The organism is Nonomuraea sp. bgisy101 (assembly GCF_057708945.1).
The window spans coordinates 392,767-414,197 of record NZ_JBYITD010000005.1 but is presented as its reverse complement, the minus strand read 5'-3'; the positions used below and the strand labels follow the sequence as shown (position 1 = coordinate 414,197).

At 70.8% G+C, this 21,431-nt stretch carries 21 protein-coding genes; 11 read left to right on the top strand and 10 right to left on the bottom strand.

Annotated elements, in window-relative coordinates; all coding sequences use genetic code 11:
- Positions 1-13: 13 nt before the first annotated feature.
- Positions 14-835, bottom strand: coding sequence for a 4Fe-4S dicluster domain-containing protein (locus AC3EO4_RS12670; protein WP_379568004.1), 822 nt, complete (start codon positions 833-835; stop codon positions 14-16).
- The gene (gene fdh, locus AC3EO4_RS12665; RefSeq protein ID WP_431895523.1) at positions 825-4,007 is read right to left on the bottom strand and encodes a formate dehydrogenase; all 3,183 of its coding nucleotides are present in this window, start codon (positions 4,005-4,007) and stop codon (positions 825-827) included. The genes AC3EO4_RS12670 and fdh overlap by 11 nt, the downstream gene beginning before the upstream one ends.
- Before the next feature lie 375 nt (positions 4,008-4,382).
- Between fdh and AC3EO4_RS12660 the strand changes: the two genes are divergently transcribed.
- From AC3EO4_RS12660 to AC3EO4_RS12650, 3 genes are all read left to right on the top strand, one after another.
- Positions 4,383-5,990, top strand: coding sequence for an ATP-binding cassette domain-containing protein (locus AC3EO4_RS12660; protein ID WP_431895570.1), 1,608 nt, complete (start codon positions 4,383-4,385; stop codon positions 5,988-5,990).
- A 195-nt stretch (positions 5,991-6,185) separates the two neighbouring features.
- Complete coding sequence (locus AC3EO4_RS12655) at positions 6,186-6,638, top strand: hypothetical protein (RefSeq protein ID WP_431895521.1); 453 nt, start codon at positions 6,186-6,188, stop codon at positions 6,636-6,638.
- A complete protein-coding gene (locus tag AC3EO4_RS12650; protein ID WP_431895519.1) occupies positions 6,635-6,940 on the top strand; it encodes a transcriptional regulator in 306 nt (101 codons plus the stop codon). Before AC3EO4_RS12655 ends, AC3EO4_RS12650 begins: the two co-directional genes overlap by 4 nt.
- Before the next feature lie 19 nt (positions 6,941-6,959).
- Here AC3EO4_RS12650 and AC3EO4_RS12645 read toward each other — a convergent pair whose 3' ends face one another.
- From AC3EO4_RS12645 to AC3EO4_RS12635, 3 genes are all read right to left on the bottom strand, one after another.
- The gene (locus AC3EO4_RS12645; protein WP_379568013.1) at positions 6,960-7,517 is read right to left on the bottom strand and encodes an SIS domain-containing protein; all 558 of its coding nucleotides are present in this window, start codon (positions 7,515-7,517) and stop codon (positions 6,960-6,962) included.
- A 124-nt stretch (positions 7,518-7,641) separates the two neighbouring features.
- Positions 7,642-8,577 (bottom strand): class I SAM-dependent methyltransferase, encoded by a 936-nt coding sequence (locus AC3EO4_RS12640; protein ID WP_379568015.1) that lies wholly within the window; start codon positions 8,575-8,577, stop codon positions 7,642-7,644.
- Between the two features lie 426 nt (positions 8,578-9,003).
- Positions 9,004-9,636 carry a TetR/AcrR family transcriptional regulator gene (locus AC3EO4_RS12635; protein ID WP_379568017.1) on the bottom strand — a complete coding sequence of 211 codons (633 nt, stop codon included), beginning with the start codon at positions 9,634-9,636 and terminating at the stop codon, positions 9,004-9,006.
- A gap of 74 nt (positions 9,637-9,710) precedes the next feature.
- Here AC3EO4_RS12635 and AC3EO4_RS12630 point away from each other — a divergent pair, with 74 nt between their 5' ends.
- Together AC3EO4_RS12630 and AC3EO4_RS12625 are read left to right on the top strand one after the other, a co-directional pair.
- Complete coding sequence (locus tag AC3EO4_RS12630) at positions 9,711-10,535, top strand: alpha/beta fold hydrolase (protein WP_379568019.1); 825 nt, start codon at positions 9,711-9,713, stop codon at positions 10,533-10,535.
- A gap of 509 nt (positions 10,536-11,044) precedes the next feature.
- A complete protein-coding gene (locus AC3EO4_RS12625; protein ID WP_431895515.1) occupies positions 11,045-11,809 on the top strand; it encodes an ankyrin repeat domain-containing protein in 765 nt (254 codons plus the stop codon).
- Between the two features lie 6 nt (positions 11,810-11,815).
- On the opposite strand, the gene AC3EO4_RS12620 is transcribed toward AC3EO4_RS12625, so the two are convergent.
- Complete coding sequence (locus tag AC3EO4_RS12620) at positions 11,816-12,421, bottom strand: TIGR03086 family metal-binding protein (RefSeq protein ID WP_379568023.1); 606 nt, start codon at positions 12,419-12,421, stop codon at positions 11,816-11,818.
- Positions 12,422-12,539: 118 nt separating this feature from the next.
- On the opposite strand from AC3EO4_RS12620, the gene AC3EO4_RS12615 reads away from it, so the two are divergent.
- Together AC3EO4_RS12615 and AC3EO4_RS12610 are read left to right on the top strand one after the other, a co-directional pair.
- Positions 12,540-13,355: a phosphotransferase family protein gene (locus AC3EO4_RS12615; protein ID WP_488186339.1), complete on the top strand. Its 816-nt coding sequence runs from the start codon at positions 12,540-12,542 to the stop codon at positions 13,353-13,355.
- A 165-nt stretch (positions 13,356-13,520) separates the two neighbouring features.
- On the top strand, positions 13,521-14,480 hold the full coding sequence (locus AC3EO4_RS12610) for a quinone oxidoreductase family protein (RefSeq protein ID WP_431895511.1): 960 nt from the start codon (positions 13,521-13,523) through the stop codon (positions 14,478-14,480).
- A 326-nt stretch (positions 14,481-14,806) separates the two neighbouring features.
- Here AC3EO4_RS12610 and AC3EO4_RS12605 read toward each other — a convergent pair whose 3' ends face one another.
- Positions 14,807-15,997, bottom strand: coding sequence for an FAD-dependent monooxygenase (locus AC3EO4_RS12605; protein ID WP_431895509.1), 1,191 nt, complete (start codon positions 15,995-15,997; stop codon positions 14,807-14,809).
- Between the two features lie 104 nt (positions 15,998-16,101).
- Between AC3EO4_RS12605 and AC3EO4_RS12600 the strand changes: the two genes are divergently transcribed.
- On the top strand, positions 16,102-16,818 hold the full coding sequence (locus tag AC3EO4_RS12600; RefSeq protein WP_431895507.1) for a TetR/AcrR family transcriptional regulator: 717 nt from the start codon (positions 16,102-16,104) through the stop codon (positions 16,816-16,818).
- A 106-nt stretch (positions 16,819-16,924) separates the two neighbouring features.
- Here AC3EO4_RS12600 and AC3EO4_RS12595 read toward each other — a convergent pair whose 3' ends face one another.
- Entirely contained in the window at positions 16,925-18,088 is a 1,164-nt protein-coding gene (locus tag AC3EO4_RS12595) for an MFS transporter (RefSeq protein WP_379568033.1), read from the bottom strand.
- A 73-nt stretch (positions 18,089-18,161) separates the two neighbouring features.
- Between AC3EO4_RS12595 and AC3EO4_RS12590 the strand changes: the two genes are divergently transcribed.
- Positions 18,162-19,208 (top strand): ROK family transcriptional regulator, encoded by a 1,047-nt coding sequence (locus tag AC3EO4_RS12590; RefSeq protein ID WP_431895504.1) that lies wholly within the window; start codon positions 18,162-18,164, stop codon positions 19,206-19,208.
- Positions 19,209-19,245: 37 nt separating this feature from the next.
- On the opposite strand, the gene AC3EO4_RS12585 is transcribed toward AC3EO4_RS12590, so the two are convergent.
- Positions 19,246-19,533 carry a hypothetical protein gene (locus AC3EO4_RS12585; RefSeq protein WP_379568037.1) on the bottom strand — a complete coding sequence of 96 codons (288 nt, stop codon included), beginning with the start codon at positions 19,531-19,533 and terminating at the stop codon, positions 19,246-19,248.
- A 422-nt stretch (positions 19,534-19,955) separates the two neighbouring features.
- On the opposite strand from AC3EO4_RS12585, the gene AC3EO4_RS12580 reads away from it, so the two are divergent.
- The gene (locus tag AC3EO4_RS12580; RefSeq protein WP_431895502.1) at positions 19,956-20,234 is read left to right on the top strand and encodes a PucR family transcriptional regulator; all 279 of its coding nucleotides are present in this window, start codon (positions 19,956-19,958) and stop codon (positions 20,232-20,234) included.
- A gap of 90 nt (positions 20,235-20,324) precedes the next feature.
- On the opposite strand, the gene AC3EO4_RS12575 is transcribed toward AC3EO4_RS12580, so the two are convergent.
- Positions 20,325-20,717 (bottom strand): nuclear transport factor 2 family protein, encoded by a 393-nt coding sequence (locus AC3EO4_RS12575; protein ID WP_379568042.1) that lies wholly within the window; start codon positions 20,715-20,717, stop codon positions 20,325-20,327.
- Between the two features lie 144 nt (positions 20,718-20,861).
- On the opposite strand from AC3EO4_RS12575, the gene AC3EO4_RS12570 reads away from it, so the two are divergent.
- Positions 20,862-21,425, top strand: coding sequence for a PadR family transcriptional regulator (locus AC3EO4_RS12570; RefSeq protein WP_431895499.1), 564 nt, complete (start codon positions 20,862-20,864; stop codon positions 21,423-21,425).
- Positions 21,426-21,431: the final 6 nt, after the last annotated feature.

Sequence of the window (21,431 nt, the reverse complement as noted above, 5' to 3'; positions counted from 1 at the left end):
GCCCGCTCCCGCGTCACCGTCGGCCCCCGTTGGGGGACGCCGCGAAGGCCACTGCCACCACCCCTGCCAAGGACAGCGCCGCAGCCCCCGCCCAGCGCCACATGGACGGCAGGTCGCGGGTGGTCACCACGGGATCCGGCGGCAGGCCGTACACCTCCGGCTCGTCCAGCAGCAGGAAAAACGCCCCCGCGCCGCCCACCCCGTCGTCGGGGCTCTCGCCGTACAGCCGGGCCTCGGTGCGTCCCTCGGCGTGCAGCCGCTCCAGCCTGCCCTCGGCCCGCTCCCGGAGCTCGTCGAGCGGGCCGAACTGGATCGAGTCGGTCGGGCACGCCTTGGCGCACGCCGGTTCGAGGCCCCCGCGCTGCCGGTCGTAGCACATCGTGCACTTCCAGGCCCGCCCGTCGTCCTCTCTGCGGTCGATCACGCCGAACGGGCAGGCAGGCACGCAGTAGCCGCAGCCGTTGCAGATGTCCTCCTGCACCACCACCGTGCCGAACTCGGTCCTGAACAGCGCGCCGGTCGGGCACACGTCCAGGCAGGCGGCGTGGGTGCAGTGCTTGCACACGTCCGACGACATCAGCCAGCGGTCCACGCCGCCGTCGTCCACGCCGCTGTCGTCCCCGCCGCCGTTCGTCCGCACGGGGCGCGACTGCTCGATGAAGGCCACGTGGCGCCAGGTGCTCGCCCCGAGCCGCCCGGTGTTGTCGTAGGAGGTCGCCTCGAACACGAACCCGTCGTCGGGCAGCTGGTTCCACTCCTTGCAGGCCACCTCGCAGGCCTTGCAGCCGATACAGACGCTCGTGTCGGTGAAGAACCCCATCCGCTCAGCCACCATCGCGGTAGACCTCCAGCAGGTCGAGCATCGCCCGGCCCCTCGGCCGCCTTCCGGGCAGCACGTCGCAGGTCACGGCCTTGCCCTCCTGGATGTAGACGTTCGGGTCGAGCACCAGCGGCAGCAGGTCGTTGGTGACGTCGCCGGTCACCAGGCCGCCGCCGCCCCACCCCCAGTGGTAGGGCATGCCGATCTGGTGGACAGTCCTGCCCTGGATCCGCAGCGGCCGGACCCGGCCGGTGACCAGCACCCTGGCCTCGATCACGGTACGGCTGGTCACGATCGTGGCCCAGTCGCCGTTGACCAGCCCGAGCTCGGCGGCGAGCTGCGGGGACACCTCACAGAACAGCGCGGGCTGCAGCTCGGCGAGGTAGGCCAGCGGCCGGCTCATGGCGCCCGCCGTGTGGTGCTCGGTGAGCCGGTAGGTGGTCAGCACGTACGGATAGCGGGGCGACTCCGGCGGGTTGTAGGGGCTTTCCGGACGCGCGTAGATCCGGCGCGCGGGGTTGGCCCGCTGGCCGTACAGCGGGTTGGCGACCGGCGACTCGTGCGGCTCGTAGTGGGTGGGCAGCGGTCCGTCGGCCAGGCCCGCCGGCACGTACAGCCAGCCCTTCCCGTCGGACTGCATGACGAACGGGTCGGTCCCGGCCAGCGCGGCCTCGGCCCTGGCGCCCTCGGGCGGCACGTAGTCAGGCGGCTTGTTCCGCTCGAAGTCGGGCACGTCGTGCCCGGTCCACTCGCCGCGCTCCGCGTCCCACCACACGTACGCCTTGCGCTCGCTCCACGGGCGGCCTTGCGGATCGGCGGAGGCGCGGTTGTAGAGGATCCGCCGGTTGGCCGGCCAGGCCCAGCCCCATTCGGGTGCCACGGGCGTCTGTTCCCGGCCCGGCCTGCGCCGGGCGGCCTGGTTGACCTCGTCGGCGTAGACGCCGCAGTAGATCCAGCAGCCGCACGCGGTCGACCCGTCGGGCCTGAGCTGGCTGAAGGACGACAGCGCCCTGCCGTCGGGGCCGACGCCGTTGATCTCGCGCAGCACGGCCGCCGCCGAGGGGTCCCTGTGCTCGCCGACCTCGGGGTAGTCCCACGTCAGCTCGCGCACCGGCCGGTCGATCTCGTCCCCGGTCAGCCGCTCCCTGACGAGTCTGCCGAGGTGATAGTAGAACCACAGGTCGCTGCGGCAGTCGCCGGGCGGGTCGAGCGCCTTCTCCCTCCACTGCAGGAGCCGCTGCGTGTTGGTGAAGGTGCCCTCCTTCTCCACGTGGCTCGCGGCCGGGAGGAAGAACACCTCGGTGCCGATGCCCTCGGTGCGCATCTCGCCGGTCTCGAGTTCCGGACCGTCCTTCCAGAACGTGGCCGTCTCCACCAACGTCAGGTCGCGCACCACCAGCCAGTCGAGGTTGGCCAGGCCGAGCCGCTGGGCGCGGCCGCCGGAGGAGCCGACCGCGGGGTTCTCCCCCACCACGAAGAAGCCCTTCACCGTCCCGTCGATCTGGCCCATCACGGTGGTGTAGTGGCTGTGGTCGCCGGTCAGGCGCGGCAGGTGGTCGAAGCAGAAGTCGTTCTCCTCGGTGGCCGCCTCTCCCCACCAGGCCTTGAGCAGGCTCACCATGTAGGAGCGCCGGTTGCCCCAGAAGCCGGTGTCGCCGCCCTCGCGCTCCAGGTAGTCGTCCAGAGCTTCGTGCCGGTGGGCGTGGGGCATGGCCAGGTAGCCCGGCAGGATGTTGAACAGCGTCGGGATGTCGGTCGAGCCCTGGATGCTCGCGTGTCCCCGCAGCGCCAGGATGCCGCCGCCGGGACGGCCCACGTTCCCCAGCAGCAGTTGGAGGATGGCCGCGGTCCTGATGTACTGCGCGCCGACCGTGTGCTGCGTCCAGCCGACGGAGTACACCCATGCCGTGGTGCGTTCCCTGCCGGAGTTGGCGGTGATCGCGTCGGCGAGTTCGGCGAAGTCCTCCGGCGAGATGCCGCACAGCTGCTCCACCATCTCCGGGGTGTAACGGGCGAAATGCCGCTTCAGGACCCGGTAGACGCAGCGCGGGTGGCGCAGCGTCGGGTCCGTCGGCGGGCTGGGGTGCGCGGCGGCGCCGCTGGAGCCGTAGCGGTCGGCCCCCGCGGCCCTCGCGTGGTGCAGTCCGCCCTCCAGGGTCTCGCCCGGCGCGTGCTCGCCCGTGCCCTCGTACGACCAGCTCGCCGGGTCGTACGAGCGCGTCTCGGGATCGAAGCCGGAGAACAGCCCGTCGAGATCCTCGGTGTCCTGGAAGTCCTCGGACACGAGGGTGGCGGCGTTGGTGTAGGCCAGCACGTACTCGCGGAAGTCGAGCTCGTTGCCGAGGACGTGGTTGATCAGGGCGCCGAGCAGCACGATGTCGCTACCCGCGCGGATCGGCAGGTGGCGGTCGGCCAGCGCGCTGGTCCGGGTGAAGCGCGGATCCACGTGGAAGACCTTCGCCCCCCGTGCCTTGGCCTCCACCACCCACTGGAAGCCCACAGGGTGGCATTCGGCCATGTTGGAGCCCTGGATGACGATGCAGTCCGCACCCGCCAGGTCCTGCTGGAAGGTGGTCGCGCCGCCACGCCCGAAGCTGGTCCCCAGACCGGGGACGGTGGAGGAGTGTCAAATGCGCGCCTGGTTCTCCACCTGGATCGCGCCGAGGGCGGTGTAGAGCTTCTTCATCAGGTAGTTCTCTTCGTTGTCGAGCGTCGCCCCGCCCAGACCGGCGATGCCCAGCGTGCGGCGCACGACCTTGCCCTCAGAGGTCTGCTGCCAGGTCTCCCGTCGCGTCCTCAGCACCCGCTCGGCGATCATCTCCATCGCGGTGCCGAGATCCAGCCGCTCCCACTGCGTGCCGTACGGCCTGCGGTACAGCACGTGGGTCTGGCGGCCCGGATGGGTGACGAGCTGCTTGCTGGCCGAGCCCTTGGGGCACAGCCGCCCACGCGAGATGGGCGAGTCGGGGTCGCCCTCGATCTGGCTGACGCGGCCGTCCTTGACGTAGACGAGCTGGCCGCAGCCCACCGCGCAGTACGGGCAGATCGAGCGGGCGACCGTGTCCGCCTCCTCGGTGCGCGGCCTCAGAGCGTCGGTCCGCGCCGAGCGCACGGCATCGCTCCTACCGTCCTCTCCCTTGAGTTGCCGGAGCACCGGCCACCGAGAGAGCCATCCCCGACCTGCCACAATGCGAATCCTGCCCTGATCCGTCCGGCCTAACCGCCCAGCGCCGCCTGCCGCGGCCTGCGTTCTCGGCGAGGGCCCTCGTGGGAGCCGCTCGGCCGGCTCGTCGAACACCTTGTCGACGGACGGGAGGGCAGGTCGTGAGGGTGTGTAGCATGAGGCGCATGTATCGAGGTGTTGGCTCCCTGAAGCTCCGCCGTCGCGCCTGACGGCGCGGCACTGAGCTCTCTTCTCGTGTGTCCGCCGTCCCGGTAGTCGTACCGGGCGGCTTCTTCGTGCTGCCCGGTTCCGGAGCGAACTGTGGAGCACACTGTGAAGGCATCACCCTCACGCGGTCGGCCTGCGTCCAGCCGGTCGACGCAAGAACTTCTCTCTGAACTGAGTACGACCGGTCGCCTGCCGGCCGGGACCAGCGCTCACGTCCGCGCCCGCGAGATACGGGTCGTCCTCGGCGGGCGACCTGTGCTGTCCGACGTCACCGTGACGGTCTCGCACCGGTCGCGGACGGCCGTCGTGGGTGAGAACGGCCGGGGCAAGACGACGCTGCTGCGCGTCCTGGCCGGCGACCTCGCGCCCGACGACGGCGCCGTCGAACGCGGGGGCACATCGGGGGTGGTCCATCAGTCGCTCCGTGCCCATGCGGGAGAGACCGTCGGCACCCTGGTCGCCGAGTCGGTGCGCCTGCCGCACCTGGCTCTGCGCGCGCTGGACCTTGCCGCCGCGGGTCTGGAAAGGGGCGACGAGGGCGCAGATGATCTCTACGCGACCGCCCTCGACACCGCGACGCGCCTCGATGCGTGGGACGCGGAACGTCGGGTCGACATCGCCCTCGAAGGGCTCGACGCGTGCACGGACCGTGACAGGAAGCTCGCCACATTGTCCGTCGGCGAGCGTTATCGCGTGCGCCTGGCATGCGTGCTCGGCGGGAGCCACGACGTCCTCCTGCTGGACGAGCCGACCAACCATCTGGACGCCGACGGTCTGGACTTCCTGACCTCCCACCTGCGATCACGGGCAGGCGGTTTGGCGATCGTCTCCCACGACCGTGCCCTGCTGCGCGAGGTGGCCGACGAGTTCCTCGACCTGGACCCGAGCGAGGACGGCCGTGCTCGCGTGTTCGCCGGAGGGTACGGCGGCTGGCAGGAGGGCCGCCGACGGGAACGGGAACGGTGGATACAGGAATACGAGGCCCAGCAGGCGGAGCACGCCAGGCTGACCCAGGCTGTGCAGGAGGCTCGCAACCGGCTCACCACAGGGTGGCGGCCGGACAAGGGCACGGGAAAGCACCAGCGCCAGTCGCACGCCCCAGGGGTCGTCCAAGGCCTGAGGCGCAGGCAAGAGGTCCTGGAGGCGCACCGGGTGAGCGTGCCGCAGCCGCCGCAGTCGTTGCGGTGGCCACAGCTGCGGACGCGCCGTGGCATGCCGATCCTGCGGTGCGACGAGGTGACGGTCGAGGGACGGCTGCGCGCGCTGATCTCATGGGACCTGGACGGCGGCGACCGGCTCCTCGTCACCGGCCCGAACGGCGCCGGCAAGTCGACGCTGCTCGGCGTCCTGGCCGGCCACATCACCCCGTCGACCGGGGCGGTACGCCGCTCCGCCGGCACCGCCATCGCCTACCTGTCGCAGGAAGTGCCCCCGTGGCCGGTCGATCTGCACGCGCACGAGGTGTACCGCAGGCACACCGCGATGCTCGTCACACAGGGTGAGGTGGCCGAGACCGACCTTCTCCCGCTCGGGAGCACGGGACTGCTGGACCGTGAGGCGCTCCGCACGCCGTTGGGGCGGATGTCCCAGGGGCAGCAGCGCCGTCTGCATCTGGCGCTGTGCCTGGCCGAGCGGCCCGACCTGCTGATCCTCGACGAACCCACGAACCACCTGTCATCGCTGCTCGTCGACGAGCTCACCGACGCGCTGCGAACCACGCCGGCGGCCGTCGTCGTGATCCCTCCCCCCTGCCCCCTGCGACCTCGAGGGCGGTACTGACCGCCTCGTCGAGGCCGCAGGACAGGAAGGTGACCGCCGGGTCGCCGGGCACGTCACCGAGGTGGTGCGTGAGGACGAACAGCGGGCCGAGCCGGTCGGCTCGTCCCTGTCTGTCAGACAGGGCCGGAGCGCACTGTTTCCATAGAGGAAAGTCAAGTGTTGACAACACGGAAAGTCTGATCGACCCTTTCCAGTATGGAAACAAACGAGAACGTCGACCGCCCCTCTCCCCTTGAGGCCGCCGCGGCACTGGACGCGGCCAGACAGGCACGCGCGGCGGGCAACACACCGATCCAAGGCTGGTTCTTCCCCGTCATCAGCCTGCTGGTGGCAGGCATCATGGTGGCGCAGATGCTGGCGGACACCACCCCTCTCGCCACGATCGCGCTGCTGGCTGTCATCGGCGCCGGCTGGTGGCTCACCGAGCGCCTGTACTCCAGGCAGGTCGACAGGGCGGGGATCGCGCCTCGCGAGCTCACGCTGCGCCGGCAACTGGTTCTGGCGGCGCCGCTGCCCGCGCTCTGGATCGCCGCCGAGCTACTCGACCACAGGGGGAACTGGGTCTGGGTGGCCGCGGCGCTCCTGTCCATGGGCTGGATCATCGGATACGGGATCGTCCACAACCGGCGGGCGCGGACCTCGGCATGAAGGTGATCGACAGGGCCGAGGACGGCTTCGACGCCACGATCCACGCGCCGAACCGGCTGCGGATCTGTGCCCTGCTGGAGGCGGCCGAAAAGGTCGAGTTCGGCGTGGTCCGCGAGCGGCTCGGCGTCAGCGACTCGGTGCTGAGCAAGCACGTCAGCGTTCTGATGGACGCCGGGTATGTGGAGCAGACCAAGGCCGTGCGCGACACCAGGCAGCGGGTCTGGCTCGCGCTCACCAAGACCGGCAGGGCCGCCTACCAGGCGCACGTCGCCGCCCTGCGCGCCATCGTCGGGGAGACCTGACGAGCGGGGGACGGCTCGCTCACTCCATGTTGGTGTGCCTGGCGCGCATCGCCTCGCGCGTGGCGCCCGTCAACGTGCTGAGCTTCAGCACCATCACCTCGAACAGCACGAACAGCGCGCCTTCGTAGACCGAGCCCATCGGCAGGACGGACGTCCGTCTTTCGCCCTGGTCGCTGGCCATGGTCTGCGCCGGGATCACGATCGCCAGATCGGCGAGCTCGGCCGCGCTGCTCTCAGCCTCGGCCGTCAGCAGCAGGTTCGTCGCGCCCGCCGCCTTCGCCGTCCGCATCAGCGCCAGCACCGTGGCGGTTTCGCCGGGGCCGGAGGTGACGAGGAAGACGTCGCCGTGGCCCAGCGCCGGCATGGTCATGTCGCCGATCACCGCCACAGGCAGGCCGAGATGGAAGAGGCGCATCGCGAAGCCCTGGATCTGCAGCGCCTCCCTGCCACAGCCGTAGACGCCGACCGTCGTCGCATCGGCGATCAGCCGGCACGCGGCGTCGACCTGCCGCTCGTCCAGCTTCGCGAGCACGGCGCCAAGCTCGTCGAGCGCGGCGCGGAAGAGGTTGTCGCCCATGACAGCTCCGCCATCAGCCCCTGGTTCGGCGATAGAAGTCCTTGGATACCCGATACCGCCGGTCCTAGACGGCGCCGTCCTTCCCGCCGCTCACGGCCGGGCGGAAGACGCCGATCCACGACCCTCAGCCTGCCGACCGAGGCCGGGTGATCCGCTTGCGGGTCCACCGGACGGCGCGCTGGACGACGGGCCCGGCCAGGCTGATCTCACCCGTCGCCTTCCGTAGCGCCTGCACGGCGGTTCTGGACTCGGTCACGGTCTTCTTCAGCTCCGCCGAGGTGCGCTGGAGTTCGGCGCTCAGCCGTTCCAGTTCCGCCAGGTCGCCGCCGCCCGCGGCGGGCTTCGGCTTCTTCCGCTGGTTGACGCGCACGAGCTGACGCTCGCCGAGCACGTCGACGGTGTGCCACAGGTCGGGGACGGTGCCGAGCCACGCGAGCATGCGCGTCCGGACAGGGGCGGGATCGCCCCACGTGGCGTAGAGCTTCTGGGTGCTGACGCAGATCGGCTCCAGCCCCAGCGCGGAGACGGCCTCCCAGACCGCCAGGGCGACGCCCGGCGTGTGCTCGCTCCGGTAGTCGTCGAACGCGACGACTCCGTCCTCGCGCAGGACCGTCCTGGCCGCCAGCACGTCCTGCTTGACGTGCGCGTACAGGTGTGACGCGTCGACATGGACGAACCTGCAGGACCCGGGCTTGACGTGGTCGAGGATCTCCGAGGTCGGCCCGTGCACGATCCGCGGCAGAGTGGCGTGCACGCTGAGGTAGTTGTCCTCGAACTTCCGCCGGGTGAGCGTGGAGTACGACTTGCTGGTCTCGGCGTCGTTGTCGGCGTCGGGCGCGTCCGACTCGAACAGGTCGCAGACGGTGAACGTTTCCCCTTGCCGTAGATGCCCGCCGATCAGGACCGCGCTCTTGCCCAGGTAGGTCCCGAGCTCGAGAAGGTCTCCCTGATCGCCCGCCGACAGGAACCACTCGAACAGGCGCCGGTCGGTCGGCCAGAACCATCCGGGAATCCGATCCACCGCCGGGGCGAGGTCTGCTGTTGCCGTAGGTTCGGACATGGCCGGACGCTAACAGCCCCCGATCCCGGCACTGAAGGGGGTTTGCCGCATCGCCATCCGGGCGTCGCCGAGAATTCGGCCGGACGACCCGGTCGCCTACGTCTCCGCGACCCCGGCCTGCCGTACGCCACGGACCGTGACCCGGCGTTCCCCCAACCGCGTCTTCGGCCGGCTTCCCCCGACCTCTTCCTCTTCACCGCGCTCACCGGCCTCGTCCGGCTGATGACGTGGCCACCTCCAGAACGCCGAGCCCGCTTGTTCGGGCAGGTTCACCCGCGGGGCGCGGCGAGCCGGTCGGCGGCCGGGCCTGACCTGGTGGACGCGCGCTGGGATTCGTATCAGGTGTCGCCCGCCCATGTTCCAGCTCCATGAGACCGTCGGCCGGTAGGCGGGACTCCTCCTCGGTGAACGACGGGGATGCCTCGTTCAGGTCGGCGCAGGTCCGGCCAGCAGGCGCGCGAGGAAGTCCTCGACCGCGCGTTCCGCCTCCTCCGTCTTCCCCGTCCGTGCCACCAGCAATGCCATCTCGTTGACCGCCGCCAGCAGCATGTGCGCGTACAGATCCAGATGGTCGCCCGGAACGGCCCCGGTGGCCCGAAGCGCCCCCTTGAGCATGCCGAAGGCGTGCCGGGCCTCGACCTCGCGCCATTTCTCCCAGCCGAGCACCGAGGGCGCGTCGATGAGAACGATCCTCTGGATCACCGGGTCGCCGGCCAGGCGGACCCACGCCAGGACGCCCAGGCGCAGCGCCTCGGCCGCGCCGCCCGCCCCCGCCCCGACCGCGCCGGCTGTCCCCGTCGCCGCCCCGGCCGCGCCGTCCGCCCTTGTCACCGCCTCGGCGATCTCGCGGCCGACCCTCTCCTCCACGGCCTCGAGGACCGCCTCGAACAGGGCGTCCTTGCCCGCGTAGTGGTGGTAGAGCGCACCTCTGCTCAGGGCCGATTCGTGCAGGACCATCTCGATCGAGGTGCCGTCGTAGCCGTGCTCGGCGAACAGGCGGGTGGCGATGGCCAGGACCCTGTCGCGGGTGGCGGCGCCGCGCTCTGCCTTGAGGTTCATGCGAACACTCTAGACATACCGACTATCAGTCGGTTATTTTCTAGACCGACAGTCGGTATGCAATCGGAGGAACGATGAGAACGCCGCATGGAATCTCCTACGTCGACGAAGGCCGCGGGCCGGTCGCCCTGTTCGTGCACGGCCTGGGCACCAACGCGAGCCTGTGGGCCAACGTCATCGCCGAACTCCGCGCCGAGCGCAGATGCGTGGCCTTCGACCTGCCCCTCCACGGACAGAGCGAGGCGAGAGACGACCTGTCGCTCCCCGCGCTCGCCGAGCTGATCGAGGAGGTCTGCGCGGACCTCGACCTCGGGACGGTCGACCTCGTCGCCAACGACACCGGCGGCGCCATCGCGCAGGTCTTCGCGGTCAGGCATCCCGAACGGCTGCGCACGTTCACGCTGACGAACTGCGACGTGCACGACAATCTGCCGCCCGAGACGTTCAAGCCCACGGTCGAGCTCGCCGCGCAGGGACAGCTCGCCCCGCTCACCGCCCAACTGCTCGACCAGCCCGAGCTCGTGGCGCAAAGCGCCTTCGGCACGAGCTACGAACGCATCGACGATCCCGCCGCACTGGTCGACCGGTTCCTCCGGCCGATCTTCGGCGACCCCGAACGCGGCCGCGCTTTCGAACGGTTCGTGGCGGGGCTGGACGCCAAGGACCTCATCGCCATCGAACCCGGGCTGGCCGCGCTCACCGTGCCCACATTGGTGGTGTGGGGCACCGACGACGCGTTCTTCGAGCTGCGGTGGGCGGCATGGCTGCGTGACACCATTCCGGGGGTCAGGAAGGTCGCGGAGATCGAGGGCGGCAGGCTGTTCTTCGTGGACGAGCGGGCGGGCGAGCTCGTGCCGCACCTACGGGAACACTTCGCCTCGGTCCCCCAGCACAGCTGACCACCCCCGCACCGACCTCCAGCCGTCACACCTCTACCTCCACCCCCGACTCCACCCGGTGACATCCCCCACCCGGGCTCCACTCCCACAGCAACCAACCAACACCACGCAGGCCTTCACCTCCAGCACAACCGACCCCGCGGCCAGAGGTCTTCAGCACGGCCGGCCATCACACGGGGCGGGGCCTTCAGCGCCGACCGTCCACCACATGCCCTCCCTCCGCACGACCGGCCACCGCTGGCGCCGAGGGAGGGCCGGGCCGGAGGAGCCACCGCCGGTCTGCACCTCGGGCCCCGAGCCGTGGCGCGCGGGATCTCGGGATCGTGACCGGTTCCGCAGACCGGACGTCAACGCACGCGCCCGTCACGGGGTTTCGGCACGGCCCCGTGTTTCCCTCGTGAAGGGGTGCGGGCGCTTCCCTCGCGAAGGGTGCGGGCAAAGGCGCTCGGCGGAGAGGCCTGGCGGAAAATCGGTGGAGGTCGACGGCGCCGCCGTACACACTGGGCCGGGTGACGGAGAGCGAACTGGTGACGGCGGCGACGTTCGAGGGCGACGACGAGGTCCGGCGAGTGCTGGACGGCGGCGCGTCCCCCGACCAGCCCGACGACGAGGGCGCCACGGCCCTCTACCGGGCAGCCGTGCGAGGGGAAGCCGGTATCGTGCGCATGCTGCTGGCCGCCGGGGCCGATCCCGACAGGGAGAGCGGCGCCGAGAGCGAAGGCCTGCCGCTGTGCGCCGCCGCGTGCTGGGGGCACCTCGACGCGGTGGTCGCGCTGCTCGACGGAGGGGCCGACCCCGACAGGCTTGAGGATCGCGACCGGCACGGGATGGCCGCTCTGCACTGGGCGTCCGCGAAGGACCATCTCGCCGTCGTGTCGGTGCTGCTCGACAGGGGCGCCGACCCCGACATCCGCGACGGCGCCGGAGGCACCCCCCTCGTGCACGCCGCACGGTACGGCGCGGCGGCCGTGGTCAGGACGCTGCTCGACCACGGAGCCGATCCCACGATCGCCGATGGTCAGGGCCTGCGTCCCATCGAACTGGCCCGCGAGTACGCCGGCCAGGACATCGAGGCGGTCGTGCGCGACAGGGCGCGGCAGTACGCCTCCGAGGGGGCGCGGATCACCGTCCGCCGCGAGGATGCGGAAGGCGGCGGCGAACGGGTCGTGGCCGAGGTGCACGACAGCAGCGGCCAGTTGCGTTCGGAGACGCCCCTCGGCACCGGGCATGCCGAGATCGTCCGCCTTCTGGAGGGCCGCCCCGCTCGCGCGTAGGGCGCGTCAACCGCGCCCGTCAGGGGTACGGCCGAGCATGGCGAGGATCCGCTCGAAGCGGGTGGCCTCCTCCGGCGCGGTCACGCCTGGACGGAACGCGGATCCGGGCGCCAGCCGCCGTTCGTCGTCAGGGACCGCCTGAGCGATCGGCCAGGCGGCCTCCACCAGATCGTCCGCCACCACGTAGTCGATGCCCAACGTCACGGCGACGTCCCATCCGTGCACCAGGTAGTCGATGAAGTGGAAGCCGATGGCCCGCGCGCCGGGGAACACCGCGTGGGAGCCGAACTCCGGGAGGGCGAACTCGCGCTCCAGCACCCCGTCCTGGGCGAAGGCGTCGATCACGTGCAACGCGGCCCGGCCGTACTCCTGCAGCACGTCCTCGTCCGGCGAAGGGACCCGCCAGGCCGCGAGGTCCGCGCCCTCTCCTCTGGCCGCGGCGGCGAACCCGCGATGCTGGGCGATCATGTGGGCCAGCAGATCCGCCAGCGTCCAGCCCGCGCACGGGGTCGGCCGCCCGAGGTCCTCGCCCGTCGCCTTTCCCACCACCGCGACGCCGGCCATCACGGCACGGCGGTCAAGCTCCCTGATGCCATCCTGATTGATAAGCATACAAATATCATCATCATCTGCTTATCATCTGTCAATGCGCATAGTATGTGGTCGTTCTGAGGGGGAGTTTCCGAAGCAGCCGACTGGAGATCTTCCCTTCGACAGAGGGACCGAAATGGTGAGCGACCGCTTCAGCACGCACGACCTTGAACTCGGCGACGACGTCGTGACCAAGCGATACACGTCGTGGGATCGAGGAGAACCCCACCGAGAGTGGGCGGCGCTGACGCTCCTCGCCGAACACGTGCCAGGCCTCGCGCCCACGCCTGTCCGAGCCGAGTTCGAGACATGTCCCCCCGCGATCGTGATGACCCGGCTGCCCGGCCGTGTCCTGCGTGGCGAGCACGTCACCGAAGAGCAGATCCGCGCGATGGCCGCGGCTCTGAACCGGTTGCACCACGAGATTCCCGCTCACGTGGTCGAGGCGGTCGAGCCCGCCGCTTGGCGACCCGCCCTGGCCGTGAGCAAGGTCCGCGCCTGGGCCGACAAGCGACCCGACCTTGGCGAGGACCCCCTCGTACGGCAGGCGGTCCACACGGGTGCCGCCTGGCTCGCCTCCTCCGCGCCGGACGAACTCACCACGAACCCGCTGACGCCCGTCCTCGGCTTGGCTGACGGAAACCATGCCAACTACCTGTGGGATGAGCACCAGGTGCGGCTCATCGACTGGGAAGACTCCGGTCGCAGTGATCGCGCCTTCGAACTGGGCGAGGTAGCCGAGCACATCTCCCGCGTCGACGGTGTCCTGGACGCAGAGCGGCTGCTTGCCTGCGTCGACCTGACCCGGCAGGAAGCCGAGCGCGTGCGGGAGTTTCGTCGCCTGTTCGCGCTGGGGTGGTTCCTCATGCTCGGCCCCGATGGGCCGGCCACACCCCACAATCCGGCAGGCACCCTGGAACGCCAGGCCGAACGAGTTCTGCACCTGCTCAGCTGACTCCCCGCACCTCACGGGAGGAGATCGATGCGTATCCACGGGCCGGAGCGACCGCAACGGCTCCTTCGATCGGGTGCAGGAACCACCACGCGCGTGGGGCCACCGAGGTCAAGGACGGCCCAGAAGCCGGGAATCCCTACCGGATCTGACGGGTTCATCAGCAGTATGCGTGCCATTGTCATCACCGCCCAGGGCGGACCAGAAGTCCTTGACCACCGCGAGCTGCAGGACCCCGTGCCAGGCCGGGGAGAGGTGCTCGTCGACGTCGCCGCGAGCGGCGTCAACTTCGTCGACATCTACCACAGGTCGGGGGTGTACCCGGTGCCGCTCCCGACGTCCATCGGGTCGGAGGGCGCGGGCACGGTGACCGCGCTCGGTCCGGGTGTCGAAGGGGTGGCCGTGGGCGACAGGGTCGCCTGGGTCAACGTGCTGGGGAGTTACGCGGAGCGGGCCCTGGTGCCGGCCGACCGGCTGGTCCCGATTCCCGAGGACGTGTCGTTCGAGGTCGCCGCGGCCTCGTTGCTCCAGGGGCTGGCCGCCCACTACCTGACGCACACCACCCACGAGGTGAAGCAGGGCGACACCGTGCTGATCCACGCCGCGGCCGGCGGCATGGGCCTGCTGCTCACCCAGCTCGCCAAGCTGCGCGGCGCCCGTGTGATCGGCACGGTGTCCACCCCGGAGAAGGAGAAGGCGGCCCGCGAGGCCGGCGCGGACGAGGTGATCGGCTACGAGGGGTTCGCCGAGCAGGTGAAGCGGCTCGCACCGCCTGGTGTGGACGCCGTCTACGACGGGATCGGCAAGGCGACCTTCGAGGGCAGCCTCGCCTCGGCGCGCCCGCGTGGCGTGGTGGCCGTGTACGGCGTGGCGAGCGGGCCCGTGCCGTCGTTCGACTCGCAGGCGCTCACCTCGCGGGGATCGTTGTTCCTGGCCAGACCTTCGCTCGTGCACCACATCGCCGAACGCGACGAGTTGCTGAGCCGGGCGGCCGACGTGTTCGGGTGGATCGGCAGGGGCGAGCTGAAGGTGACCGTGTCTCGCCGCTACCCGCTGGCCGAGGCTCGGCAGGCACACGAGGACCTGGCTGCCAGGCGCACGACGGGCAAACTGCTCCTGATCCCCTGACCCTCTGATCCTCTACTCCACGGGAGGGCGGCGCCGGTCACGCCGGAGGCGACCCTCCCATGGCATCCCCGACGCGGCCACCTCGTGGTTCCGCGGTGCGGGATCGAAGCGGCCCGTCCGGGGCGCGGGCGTGGCCGGCGTCGCGCACGCCCTTGCCGAGGCCCGAGCGGGAGGCCCGTCCGGGCGCGGGCGTGCCGGCGACCTGTACGGCGAGGTCGAGCGGTGGTGCGGTCAGCTGTGTGCGGGCAGGGCGGAGGGGGCAGGCGTTTGCGCGGTCGGTGAAACGCGTCCCCGGACGGCCTGCCCAGGTGGACGGGCGGCCACGGTCACCGCCTGGGGCGGCTCAGCTCGGCTCGGTAGTCGGGCAGGGCGACCGTGCTGACCTTCTGCCCTTCCTTGAGCATCCAGTTCATGACGGACCGCCTGTTCAGCAGGCCGTTGCGAAGGCGAAGGCCGGTCGCGGTGCCGGGGGCGAGGAACCTCCCCGTGCGGGCGCCGCCCTTCTGGCAGCTCTCGGCGTAGCCGCGCAACGTCTTCTCGTACCGTGTGAAGGCCGTCCGGTGGTCGCCCTCGGCCAGTGCGAGTTCGCCGGCCAGCACGTAGGCGGCCACCACTCCGGTCCCGCTGCCCATGCCGCCGATGGTCGCGCCGCAGGCCGCGTCGCCGACCAGGCCGATCCGCCCCTTGGACCACGCGCCCACGTCCACCCTGCTGATCGAGTCGAAGTAGAGCTCCGGGGCCTGCCGCAGGGACTCGAGGAGTCGCGGCACCTCCCAGCCGAGGCCCGCGAAGGCCTCGGCGATCAGCGCCTTCTGCTGTTCCTGGTCGTGGCGGTCGTAGGTGATGCGGGGTGCGGCGAAGACGAAGAAGGCGCCGGCCTTCGTCGCGTCCCTGTGGTCGCCGCCGACGCCGGCCAGGCGGCCAGGCGTGTTGTAGCCGACCAAGCCAGGCCCGAGGTCCAGGTAGTTGGCCAGGTGCCAGGTGGCGGCGTGGTAGCCGAGGTGGCGGACGAATCCCTCCTCGGGACCGAAGGCGAGCCTGCGCACGTTGGAGTGCAGGCCGTCCGCACCGATCACGAGGTCGAACTTCCGGGGCGGACCGTACCGGAAGCGGACCAGCACGCCCTCGGCGGTCTCGGTGAGGCTGGTGATCGAGTCGCCGAAGATGTACTCGGTGTGCGGGAGGCTGCGCTCGTAGAGCACCCTGGCCAGGTCGCCGCGCAGTACCTCGACGTCGCCGCCGGCGACCTCGGCAGGCAGGCGCAGCAGCTCGCGGCCGTGTTCGTCGACGAAGCGCATCGGGCTGCCGCCGGTCTGGAGCCGGCGCAGCTCCGCGAGGACGCCCATCCGCTCCAGAACCGTCAGGTGGGTCTCGCCGCGGAAGTCGACGGCCTGGCCGCCTTCGCGCAGGGCCGGCGCCAGTTCGACCACGGTGGGCTGGAACCCGTAGCACCCCAGCCAGTAGGCCAGCGCCGGTCCCGCGATGCTCGCGCCGGAAATGAGGACGTTCTTGCTCATGGGCACCACTCCAAAAACTGTGTCTGCCGGACACTGATTATTAAGTGTGTACGATAGACACAGTTTTTGGCGGGTCGCAAGAGGGCGGGGACAGGAGTGGAGAGATGAGCGACGAGCAGAGTCCGGCCGCACGGCTGCTGTGGGGCCCGCATCCGAAGCCGTCACGCGGACCCAAGCCGGCGCTGAGCCTGGACCGCATCGCGCGGGCCGGCGCGGAGATCGCTGACGCGGAGGGCCTGACCGCCGTGTCGATGCAGCGGGTCGCCGGGCTGCTCGATGTCACCAAGATGGCGCTCTACCGGTACGTGCCCGGCAAGGCCGAGCTGGTGGCGTTGATGGTCGAGGCCGCGATCGGTGAGGCCCCGCCCCTGAGCGGGCCGGGCAGCGGCTGGCGGGAGCGACTCGCCGACTGGTCCCGCCGGCTCGTCACCGTCTTCCAACGACACCCCTGGCTACTGGACGCCATGGTGGGCCCCAGGGTCCCCGGGCCCAGGGAGCTCGCGTGGATGGAGCTGGCCGTCGGCGCGCTGGACGGCTCCGGCCTCACGGGCGCCGAGCGGCTCGACGCCGTGGTCCTGCTGGCCGGTCACGTGCGCGGGATCGCGCAGCAAGCACAGGCGGCGGGCCCCGCGGGCGGCCCCGAGGCGCAGTTCTCTGGCGCGCTTGGGGAGCTGATGCAGGCGCACGCCGAGCGCTACCCCGCCATCGCCGCCGCGCTGACCTCGGCGAGCCGGCATGGCGGACACGACCAGGCACTCGAGTTCGGCCTGCAACGCATCCTGGACGGCTTGGGCCTGCTCATCGCCCAGCGCTCGGACTGACGCGGGACGACCCGACGGCCAGACGACCCGGGCGGCGGGGACGGGCCGCGCAGCGGGACAGCCTGGACAGCGAGGCGACCCGGACAGAGGGACGGGTCGTGAGAGGTCACACTCCGGTCGGGGTGAGCTCCGCCGCGGGGGTCGGACGCACGCGCGGCCGCATGACCGCCGACAGCAGGACCATCAGGACGGCCACCGCGGTGATCAACGCGAAGGCCGCGGGATAGGAGATGCCGCCCGCGACCCAGCCGGTGACCGCCGGAGCCGTCAGGCCCGACAGATACGTGATGGTCGCGACTCCGGCCACCCCCTCGCCGGGTGTCGGACCCGCGTGGCCCGCGGCGGCGAACACGAGCGGCACGATGGCCGCCACACCCAGCCCGATCAGCGCGAACCCGGCGACGCACAGCAGCGGCGTGCGGGCGACGACCACCATGACCCCGCCCACGGCGGCCAGCGCGCCGCCCACCCTGACGACCGCCACCGGCCCGAACCGGTGGACCAGCCGGTCACCGGCCAGCCGGGCGCCCGCCATGCACAACATGAAGATCGTGTAGCCGGCGGCGGCCATGCCGGGGCCCGCGGCCGCGACCTCGGTCAGGTAGACGGCGGTCCAGTTCGCGCTCGCACCCTCGACGAAGGTTCCGCAGAAGCCGACCACGCCGATGGCCAGGACCGCCTTCGGCGGGAGGGCGAAACGGCGGGGTGCGGGCTCGGCGCCGTCCGAGCGCTCACGGTACAGCCCGCGACCCGCGATGACGCCGACGACGAGCAGGAGCAGCGCCATCGTGCCGAGGTGCACTCTGGCGTCGGTCTCCGTATGGGCGGCCAGGACGCCGAGACCGCCGCCGGCGAGGCTGCCCAGGCACCACATGCCGTGCAGTCCGGAGATGATCGGGCGTCGCAGGTGCCGTTCCAGGACGACGCCGTGGGCGTTCATGACCACGTCGCACATGCCCGCGGCCGTGCCGTACAGGAGGAAGACGGCGAACAGCGCGGCGGGCGCGGGAGCGAGCGCGGGCAGCGCGAGCACGACGCACCACAGCGCGAGCAGGATCCTGGTCGTGGTGGCGCCGCCGAGGCGGTAGCTGAGGCGACTGGCCATGGGCATGGCGACGAACGCGCCGATCGATGGGCAGAGCAGGGCCAGTCCGAGCGTCGCGGCGCCGAGGCCGAGGTGATCCTGGATCCAGGGGATGCGGGTGGCCAGGCTGCCCGCGACGGCGCCGTGGACGGCGAACACGGCGGCGATGGCGCGATGGGGGCTCATGGCCGAGAAATTATCAGGAAGCCTTCCTGATGAAAAGATGTAATAGGCAGGCTCCCTGATTATTATGTTCAGGGTGAAGACTGCGACCCCGGCCATGGCCCGCGCGATCAACGACCGGCTCGCCCTGGACCTGCTGCTGGAACGCGGCCCGCTGACCGCCCCCCAACTGCGTGCGCTGACCGGCCTGTCGAGACCGACCGTCTCCGACCTGATCGAGCGGCTCATGGACGGCGGGCTGATCGAGGCGACCGGCGAGTGCGGCGGGGACCGCCGGGGGCCGAAGGCCCGCCTGTACGGGATCGTGGCGGGTCGCGCCCACGTGGCAGGCGTGGACCTGCGGCGTGTGTCGGTCAACGTGGAGGTCGCCGACATCACGGGAACCACGCTCGGCACCGCCGTCCGCGACATCCCGGGAACGGCGGGAGAGTCCCGCCCCGAGCCTGTGGACCTGGCCGCGCTCGTGGAGAGCGCGGTCGCCGCGGCCGCCGGAGGCCGCGCGCTGGACACAGTGGTGATCGGTGCGCCGGGCCTGGTCGATCCACGTCGCGGCGACCTGGTGTCCGACAACGGCGTGCCCGGGTGGGGGCCGGGCTTCCTGAAGTCGGTACGGCACCGGCTGGGCGTTCCTGTGATCCTCGAGAACGAGGTGAACCTGGCCGCCATCGCCGAGCACCGCACGGGCGCGGCCAGGGAGAGCGACGACTTCGTGCTGCTGTGGCTCGACGACGGCGTCGGGGCGGCCGTCGTGCTGGACGGCCAGCTGCGGCGAGGCGTGTCGGGCGGCGCGGGCGAGATCGGGCTCCTGGACGTGAACGGGGCGACGTTCTGCGACGTCGTGGACGCTTCGGTGCCACGAGGACTCGATCACGAGGAGTGGGCGAAGCTGATCACCGTGGGCGCGTTCGCGATGGTCACGGTCCTCGACCCGGGGCTGGTGGTGCTCGGCGGCACGATCGGGCGGGCCGGAGGCGACGAACTGGCAGGGCTGGTGGGCGAGCGCCTTCGCGAGCTGTCACCGGCTCCGACGAGGGTGCTGGGGAGCACGGTGGCGGGTAACGCGATCCTTCAGGGAGCCGTGCTGACAGCTCTCGACACGGCGCGCGACAGGATCTTCGGCTAGGAGGCGGGTGGTTTCCTCGGCCTGCGACCTCGGCGGGTCACTCGGGGAGCACGACATAGGCGATGAGCGAGGCGGCGATGAAGATCGCCAGCAGCCACTGAGCGATCACCGCCACCTGCATGCGCTCACGGTCCCACCGGCCGACGAGGCCTGCCGGCGGCGAGCCGGGTTTCGTCGCCCAGCCCAGGACGGCCGACGCGACGGCCAGGACGAGCACCGAGACGTAGGCGGCGAACGCCACCGGCGGCAGGCCCCGCAACTCCCCGGACAAGGCGATCCAGATCCAGGGCACCAGCAGGAGCGCGGCTCCTGTGCGCGCGATCATCGTGCCGCCGTACGCGGCCCTTTCCTGTACGGTGCCGCTGCTCCGATCCGTCCGGGTGCGATCCGAGCTGTCACGATCCATCGGATACCCCCGCGGCCACGGCGGTGACTGCCATCATGCATTCCCCCCTGTCCAGGATGGACCTACAGGCGAATGCGCTCGCGACATCACGGTTAACCCACGGCGAAAGTCACGTAGATCTCGCGAAAGAGCCCGATCGACCGCATTCGGCGTCGTGCAGCGCACGCCACCTCCCTTGGAACGCGCGATCGGGGCCTGCCTTCGCGAAGGCACCAGACGAAACCGATGCCTCGGCCCCATCCGCCTCGCGGACATGGGGCCGAGGCACCCGGAGGTCGGCGCTCGAAGATCAGGGCCTTGGGGCTCTCCCGATCCGCGCCGTCACGGTCCGCTTCGACGACGTGCTCGTCGAATACCAGCTGGCCCGGCCCGGCAGCGGGCTCGTCAGACTCGCCGCGAAGCTCGACCCGCTGAACGCTCACCCGTACCTGATCGACACCCTTCGTGCCTTCGTCAACCGAGGGCACAACCGCCGCCAGACCGCCCAGGACCTGCACATCCACCGCAACACGCTTGACTACCGGCTCCACAGGGTGACCGCCCTGACCGGCCTGGACCTCATGGTGCCGGCCGAGGCGCGCATGCTGGCGGCGGCTCTCACCGCCAGGGACCTCGCCTGAGCATGACACGGTCGCCCGCCGCCGGGCCGCTCCGGGCGGCGGCGGTCAGTGCGGTGTCGCGCCACTCGATGACGCCCGCCCCTGAGGCGTTCAGGCGCCCAGCGCCTCCTGCCTGATCTGCTCGAACTGCGCGCCCATCGCCTCGGCCAGCGCGTTCGCCCCCGACAACGGCCGCACCATCACCGTGAGGTCGTCGATGAGCCCGTCGTCGTCCACGTGCAGGAAGTCGCAGCCATGGACCTGCCGCCCGTTCACCTTCGCCTCGAACACGAACGCGTGGTCACGGCCGTCCGCGCCGGCGATCTCCCTGACGTAACGGAAGTCCTCGAACACGCGCGCCGCCCCGCGCACGATCGCCGCCGTGAGGGCCTTGCCCTGATACGGCTGGTAGGCGACCGGGCTGGTGAACACGACGTTCTCGGCGAGAAGCGCCTCGACCGCCGCCATGTCGTGGGCCTCGACGGCCTGACGGAACGGATGCATGCCCACTCCTACTCAACTTGTTGACTATACGCGGGAGACAGTAGCTCCGACGTGCGACCACCGTCCAGAGAGCGACACGTGCGACTAGTCACATTTTTGACTAGGGAACAAGACGGCTAATCAACTTGGCGATACTGTTGTCGCATGTCGTTGCGCTACGCGGTGATGGCCGCGCTTCTGGAGGGCGAAGCGTCCGGATACGACCTGGCCAAGGGTTTCGACGCGTCGGTGGCCAACTTCTGGATGGCCACACCCCAGCAGCTGTACAAGGAGCTCGACAAGATGCGAGCCGAAGGCCTGGTCCAGGCACGGGTCATCCAGCAGGAGCGTCGCCCCAACAAGCGATTGTTCTCGCTGACCGAGGCCGGACGCCGCGTGCTGCGCGACTTCACCGCCGTGCCGCCGCGCCCTGGCGCGATCCGCGACGAGCTGATGATCAAGGTCCAGGCCGTGGACGCCGGCGACGCCGAGGCCGTACGCGCAGCCGTCGAGGAACGCGTGGTCTGGGCCCAAGCCAAGATCGCCCGATACGAACGGCTCCGTGCCCGGTTGCTGAACGGCCGCAGCGAGGAGGAGTACCTGGCGCGGTCCGAACGCGTCGGCCCGTACCTGACGCTGATGCGCGGCCTGGCCTTCGAACGTGAGAACCACCAGTGGGGCGAGTGGGCCTTGGCCGTGCTGGAGCAGCGCTCGGCCGCCACCACGTGAAGCCCC